A 6,904-nucleotide genomic window follows, 5' to 3' on the forward strand; every position below is an offset into this window, starting at 1 on the left:
ATCTCAGGTGAAATCCGGCTGAGCCCGTCACATCGCAAACTTTGCATATGTCGGATGATCACACAACTGTGAGTATCGGGCGAGCACGCTTTTCTCCGGCTTGAGTTCGACCTTCGCCCCATTGGAAATCAGAACAAGTCCAATCCTCTTGTAGTCCGCCTTCCAGTCGGCGTCACACATCAACTTGAACTTCCACCTCGTGGCATGTCGAATTTTTGGCTGTTCATTGGGACCGGCTTGTCCCGCATCGGGTTTGACGCCAATCACGAAACCGACAACCATTCCGCAACAGTTTTAGAAAAATTTATCCTCGGAAAAAGCAAGCTCTTCGGTCGAAGAACGTTTGCTATATTCTATACTTAACAGTTTCACGATCAAATGGGGTTGTCCCGTGTCCGTTTCCAAGAACCGCTTGCTCATATTCTGCGCAGCTTCGACCTTTGCATTGATCTCTTCACAGGCTCTCGTCGCCCAAAACGTGGAAACCTCCGACTACGAAACCGACGCAGGCGTCGCCTTCGCCACCCAATACACGGACAATGTTTTCAAAGAGCCGAACGATCGACGGACGGACCTAGTGACGAGCGTGAGCCCATGGGTGGAGCTGACATATAGCGCGGATGACTTCAGGCTGAATGTCGAGGCCAACGCCGACATCGCGCGGTATGCGGATTATTCCAGCGAAAACTACGAAGACTATTATCTCGGTGCAGAGGTTCTGTACCGGACCAATGAGGACACGTTCCTGTTCGGAGGGTTGGACTATGCTCTTGGCCACGAAAGCCGGGAGTCTCCAGATGACGTAACCGGACTGCGCCCGACAGAATTGCAGGAAACCAGTTCATTTTTCGGGGTCGGCGGAAATCTGTCCGACAGAACCTTCAGGCTTGGTTTCAATCTGCGTGACCTCGACTACGAGGATGCGCCCGCGTCGGAGGAACCGATCGACAACGACGATCGCGATCGCCGCCAGATCGAGATCGGGGGGCGACTTGGCGTCGCTAAAACGGAAAACGGCGAAGTCTTTGTCCAGGGTATCTATGACCAGCGTGATTACGATCAGGCTATAGACAATCAGGGGCGTGGATATCAGCGCAGCTCAGAAGGCTATCAGGCTGCCATCGGCTATACCGGCTCGATCGGCTCAATGCGCGGAGAAGTGCTCTTGGGGGTGATGTCGCAGGACTACGATGATCCGCGCTTTGATACGACAACGACCTTGGATTTCGGTGCAAATCTGAGCATGCCTCTCGTAGAGGGGACAACGCTCGACACCGTACTTGAACGGAGTATCGAGGAAACAACCATCAGCGACGTGTCCGGGTACGTCTCGAGTACCGGTGGTCTGCGTTTGCGTCATCGGTTTGCCGACGACTTGTCATTCGCTGCGTATGCCTTTCTTAGCCAGAATGACTACCAGAACATCTCGCGCACGGATCTTCTGACGGAAACCGGGGTTTCCCTTCGTTACCACTTCAATCCCAAACTCTACCTCGATGCCGACTACGAATTCCGGCAACGGCAATCGGATGTTGCGGGCGCTGAATTCGATCAGCATCGCATCAGCCTTACCCTAGGCACAGCGCTGGAACCCCAATACGACGCCGCGGAGAGCAATAACGCGCAGTCGACTGGCGGCGGGTTTTTCCTTGGTGCCCTGGTCGGACATAACGCATTGCACACGAAGGTCGACGGACCGCGTGGGTCTGGTGGCAACCTGACCGCTGATTTCGGGGATGACGGCATCTCCAGCGGTCTGTTTGGGGGATATCGGAGCAACTATGGCTCTCTGGAATTCGGCCTCGAAGGCGAAATCGAATTCAATGACACGTCCTGGCCGCACGACGGCGATCGTCAATTCGCGTTAGAGCGGGGGAACGCCTATACAGCCAGTGCAACTGCCGGGATGCGGACCGACAGCGGCAATCTGCTCTACACTCGGTTCGGCGTGATATCCGCCAAATTCGACAGCACCTATCAAGAAGGGACTAATTCACTAACAACACGGTCAACACGTGAGACTGGGCTGCTGGTCGGCATCGGTGGCGAATTCCCTCTGGGGGATCGCCTTGCTGCACGGATGGAGTACCAACTTCGCGCATACGATGATTACTGGATCGGGTCGCCCGCAACGACGCCGGAGCCTGATAATTTCGCTAACGTTGAAAGCGTTGCGCGCTTTGGATTGGTTTACGATCTCGGATCGAAGAAGACAGGCGTCGAAAAGGTGGTCGAAACCGATTTTTCCGGTGCCTATGCGGGATTCCAGCTAGGCCATGGCACGCTGCAAAGCGACAATACCGGACCCCGCCCCAATGCAACGAGCACCAATTTCATTCTTGATACCACGCGGGCAGGGCAAGGCTTTACTGGCGGCGTTTTTGCCGGCTACGGCATCCAGGCAAACGGCCTATATATTGGTGGTGAAGTTGAGGCCGAACTATCCAGCGCAAACTGGAATATCGAGCGTAGTCCCGAAGGGCGCGTTTACTCCATTAAAAAGAAAAACACGATAGGCGCGGCGTTGCGGTTGGGTTACCTGCTGAATGACAACGTTCTGATCTACCTACGCGGCGGACCTGTGCGCTCCGAATTCGAGGTCGATTACCGAACATCGGGAACATCTGCCTTTGACAATCCGACTCTCGATGGCATCCGTTTAGGCGCCGGTATCGAGTTCGCGATTGCGCAAAACACGCATGCTCGTCTGGACTTTACCCAGACCGACTATGATCCGAACTCGATAACGTATGGTGCGAGCACCGACAGTTTCGACACCAGCGAGCGTACCTTCCGAATTGGATTGACGCGGAAGTTCTGACAGCTATCCGACATTCGGTTCGCTGACGGAATTTGGCCTGGCATATTGATACATATCAATTTTGGAATTTGTTATCTGTGCTCTGTTCACTGCAGAAATCGCGCTGCTTGATTCGGCAACCGGGGCGCGATGGTCAAGTAAAAATAGGAATATTGAATATGGCATCGAATTTTTTGAACATCCGTTCACCGAAGAGGCTGCTCGTATCGGGTTGCGCCGTGTTGGCTCTTGCCAGTGCATCTGTCGCCCCTCAGATCGCGATTGCACAACAGCAGGGCTCAGGGGCGGGCAAACAGGGCCAGGGCGCACAGTCCGGTGGTGATGTCGAGAACGGCCAAGGCGCTGGTGCAGGCGGCGGCTCGCAGGGCCTGAGCGGCATCTTCAGAAGCTTACCTTCAGAAGGTTCCGGCACCAGCATCGAGACGCAGGTCTTTCGCGGAAAGGGCGAACGAGTGATCATCATCATCGAGGAGGATGATGGTGAAGACAGCGATCGCCCGGATTTCGCTGGCGTACCGGGAGGACAAGGCAGACCGGGCGACGAAAAGGGCTCCGGTGGCAATCAAGAGCCTGGAACCGTCAAAGGAGACGATTATGGCGACCTGATCGTCCTGCTTCGTGATCCAATAACAGGAGAGCCGATCGTCACTGACGGAGAATTTTCCTTCCTCGACGAGGTTAGTGGGGAATATGTTTCAATGGAGGATGGCGAGGTGCCGGAAGGTTATGATCCGGTCGAGGTAGATTTTGGCCGTGCTTCCGTGGCGCGCTCTCCTGATACTGTGACGGACAAGGCGTTGACGGAGGCTTTGTCATCGCTTTCCGAGGCAGTCTCGATCGACACGGACGCTGCCGGACGCATCGTGTACACTGTGGAAGGCGTCACCAGCACTATCGACTCTCCCCTCGAAAACCTTGCCCTGTACATTGAGCTGTCGCAGGCACTTGCCACTCCTAGCATACAGGAGGACATCGAGACAGTCCTAGGCGCTCTGGCAACTTCCGAGACCGCAGCGTCGCTGTTTGCCGCGGTTGCGGACAAGACGGGTGACATCACGCTTGATTATCTCGTGTACCAGAACGTGATCACCGGTGTGGTTGAGCCGGGGGATTTTTATGACTACTCGACCTTCAGCTATGATCGGGAGTATCCGAACGACTATTCCTACTTCTATCTTGATACAGACAACACAGTTGTAGCCTCGCAGGTTGACATCAACGAGTATCTCGAGGCTATGAATGGTGATTTGCCAGCGGATGGTGGTGCCGCACTCTTCACCGCGGCCTCGGATGATGCTCTCGAAGTGATCGAGTTGCTGCACACGCAAGTACATCCCGGCATTTTGCCTGGGGATATCCTTGTTAATTAAGTGGCCGCAGGGCGTGAACTAGTTGCCGGTTTGGGGGTGGCGAAAACGCTGCCCCCAAGCGTTTCAGAGAAAAGGAAAAGCGATTTGTCTAGCGATATCTTTAGTCGTCGTCTTTTGTTGGCAGGTGTGTTTGCGATGGTGTTTTCAGGACCAGCGCTGGCACAGGACAGTGACGAGCACGATACGGATCACGGTTCTTCAGAAGACCTAGGGAGCGGCAGCGGTCACTCCGGCGCACAACGCGGTCGGCCCGAGGATCCGCATAGTGGAGAGGATGACCACGGTGACGACGATGGGGATGACCACGGTGACGACCATGGAGACGACCACGATTCCGGGCACGAGAGTGGAGGCAAGGGGCGCGGCCCGCTCTACAAAGGTGGGCAAGAGACCTACTATGTCGGCTTTGGGCGCGGGCGTTCGCTGGAAGACCGGGTTCTGACGAAGCCCCATTTCTAGGATTGCATGCGTGCCCGCGGAAGGCAGCGTCGTCCGCATGTGAGACATCTGTCACCCGTGCAGCCAACGACCGGTTTGGACTTCAGCATTTCAGTCCCTTGTAAACGACCGCTTTGGAGATTCTGTGCTGCACCGCCGCGACGTCGTCACCATTCAGACCGGAGCGTCGTGGCGATCTACGCTGCAGTCGCATCAGGCCGGTTTGTCCCGCAGACCGACGTTTCAGCCAACAAAATGCTGCACGATGCACGAATGGCCGCAATGACGGGCCGCACTGCAGCAACATAAAGAGGCGGTGAAGGTCCGCAATGGGCCGTTCATGTTGGCCGGGGCGAGATCGTTTGGCAGGATCGCTGCGATGCGGCTAACGGCAGCAAGGAGCCCTCTTTATCAAATGCTGTCCCGCAGCATGTCGCATGAGCAGAAAATCCGGCCTGTTGCGAACGGCCCAGAGCTGACTTGCTCAGTGTGCCAGAAATTAGCCGTACGGTTGTCGGACGTTAGGTTGTATGCTCAGTGAATTGAAGACCGAGCAAGCTGGAGCGAAAAATGATAAGGACCACAATTGCAGGAAGTCTGCCAAAGCCGAGCTGGCTCGCCGAACCGGAGAAACTTTGGGCCGGATGGCGGCTCGAAGCAGAACAGCTAATTGAGGGGCAGCAGGATGCAGCCTTGTGCTGGCTCAAAATCCAAGATGAGGCCGGAATAGACATTCAGGCCGATGGGGAACAGTTCCGAAAACACTTCGTTCACGGATTTCTAGAAGAAATTGAAGGCATTGACTGGAACCTGATGACCACCATGGGTATCCGCGACGACCGCTATGACGCTTCAGTGCCAACGGTCACTTCTGCGGTAAAGCGTAAGAAATCCGTGCATGGTGACAGCGTCAAATTCCTTCGACAGCATGCAAAAAGGCAATTGAAATTCACCCTGCCAGGACCAATGACGATCTGTGACACGATTGCCGACAAGCATTACGGCGAACGGGCAAAAATGGCCATGGCATTTGCCAAGTTGTTGAACGAGGAAGCGTTGGAACTTGAGGCGTTAGGTGTCGATGTCATTCAGTTTGACGAACCTGCATTTAATGCGTTTATGCATCTGGTGCCGGAATGGGGTGTGGATTGCCTGCATCGAGCAATTGAAGGCCTGAAATGCAAAACTGCCGTTCACATTTGTTATGGCTACGGGATCAAGCAGAACATCGACTGGAAAGAGACGCTTGGTAAGGAATGGCGTCAGTACGAAGAATTCTTTCCTGCCCTGAATTCCAGCCGCATTGATCAAGTCTCGCTGGAATGCGCTGACTCGCATGTGCCTTTGTCTGTTATGTCAACACTTAAAGACAAGGAGGTTCTAGTAGGCGCAATTAACGTGGCCACCAACGAAGTTGAAACGCCCCAAAAGGTGGCGGCTACACTTCGGGCGGCGCTGGAGTTTGTAGACCCGGAGCGGCTGATCGCTTGCACCAATTGCGGTATGGCTCCTTTGCCGCGAAACGTGGCAGAGGGGAAGCTGCACGCTTTGGGGGCTGGAGCTGAGATCATCAGCAATGAGCTTTCAGGTCGGCAATTATCAAATCCCAGACCACTCTGAATGGCTTCTTTGCCCCGCAAAACCAATCCAGATGCCCGCCATAGCGAATGGCCGCAATGCGAAAGCTGCACCGCATCGTTGTATGGAGCGGCCAAAGTCCGGTTAGGGCCGTTCATGTTGGTCGGGGCGAGATCGTTTGGCAGGATCGCTGCGATGCGGCTAACGGCAGCAAGGAGCCCAATGCAGACCCGAACAGGTCAAAAGTTTGGGTGTATCCCGTGCTTTTCCTTCATAGCTTCCTGCAACCAAAACAAATCTGCAGAAACAGCGCCAACCCTAACCACCTCTTGCCACGTCACGCGGCGAATGAGACCGGGTACAAGGCATGCCGATGCTGCCTGCCTAAATTGTTTGTCGGCGGCGCCACCTAGCTTGTAGGCCGGATTTCGAGCATCGTAGACGAAGATGGCATGACCCTTTGATGGGTCCAAGTGTCCGTCATAGTCAACAACTGCGGCAAGCGCATTCCGGACGATCTGATAAGTTGGCAATAGTGGGCATGGGGACAAGTCCAGAGCGGCGTTCCAATCAAAGAGTTCAGGTATGAAACCCCAGTATGAAACCCCAATTTCGGACAGGGCACAGCGCATGTGTCTACCTTGCTGTTGTGTATATGTCCCGTCGCAGATTGGCGTCTCTGACTTTACGGACCGGA

The 6,904-nt window shown here is 54.8% G+C and carries 5 protein-coding genes; 4 read left to right on the top strand and 1 reads right to left on the bottom strand.

The features are described from left to right. Positions 1 to 391: 391 nt before the first annotated feature. The 4 genes from AC221Y_RS17745 (at position 392) to AC221Y_RS17760 (ending at position 6,249) form a co-directional block, all read left to right on the top strand. Positions 392 to 2,821, top strand: coding sequence for an outer membrane beta-barrel protein (locus tag AC221Y_RS17745; RefSeq protein ID WP_486707896.1), 2,430 nt, complete (start codon positions 392 to 394; stop codon positions 2,819 to 2,821). Positions 2,822 to 2,853: 32 nt separating this feature from the next. Continuing rightward, positions 2,854 to 4,191, top strand: a complete 1,338-nt coding sequence (locus AC221Y_RS17750) for a hypothetical protein (protein ID WP_486707897.1) — start codon at positions 2,854 to 2,856, stop codon at positions 4,189 to 4,191. A gap of 84 nt (positions 4,192 to 4,275) precedes the next feature. Continuing rightward, positions 4,276 to 4,650 carry a hypothetical protein gene (locus AC221Y_RS17755; protein ID WP_486707898.1) on the top strand — a complete coding sequence of 125 codons (375 nt, stop codon included), beginning with the start codon at positions 4,276 to 4,278 and terminating at the stop codon, positions 4,648 to 4,650. Positions 4,651 to 5,199: 549 nt separating this feature from the next. Further along, positions 5,200 to 6,249 carry a methionine synthase gene (locus tag AC221Y_RS17760; protein WP_486707899.1) on the top strand — a complete coding sequence of 350 codons (1,050 nt, stop codon included), beginning with the start codon at positions 5,200 to 5,202 and terminating at the stop codon, positions 6,247 to 6,249. 197 nt (positions 6,250 to 6,446) lie between these two features. Here AC221Y_RS17760 and AC221Y_RS17765 read toward each other — a convergent pair. Continuing rightward, positions 6,447 to 6,904 (bottom strand): PGN_0703 family putative restriction endonuclease (locus AC221Y_RS17765; protein ID WP_486707900.1); only part of this gene is annotated, 458 nt, incomplete at its 5' end.

It is taken from the genome of Boseongicola sp. (genome assembly GCF_057460485.1).

Bases quoted from the DNA above. Each gene is read 5' to 3' on its own strand.
- AC221Y_RS17760 (WP_486707899.1), top strand. From the start codon at position 5,200: ATGATAAGGACCACAATTGCAGGAAGTCTGCCAAAGCCGAGCTGGCTC.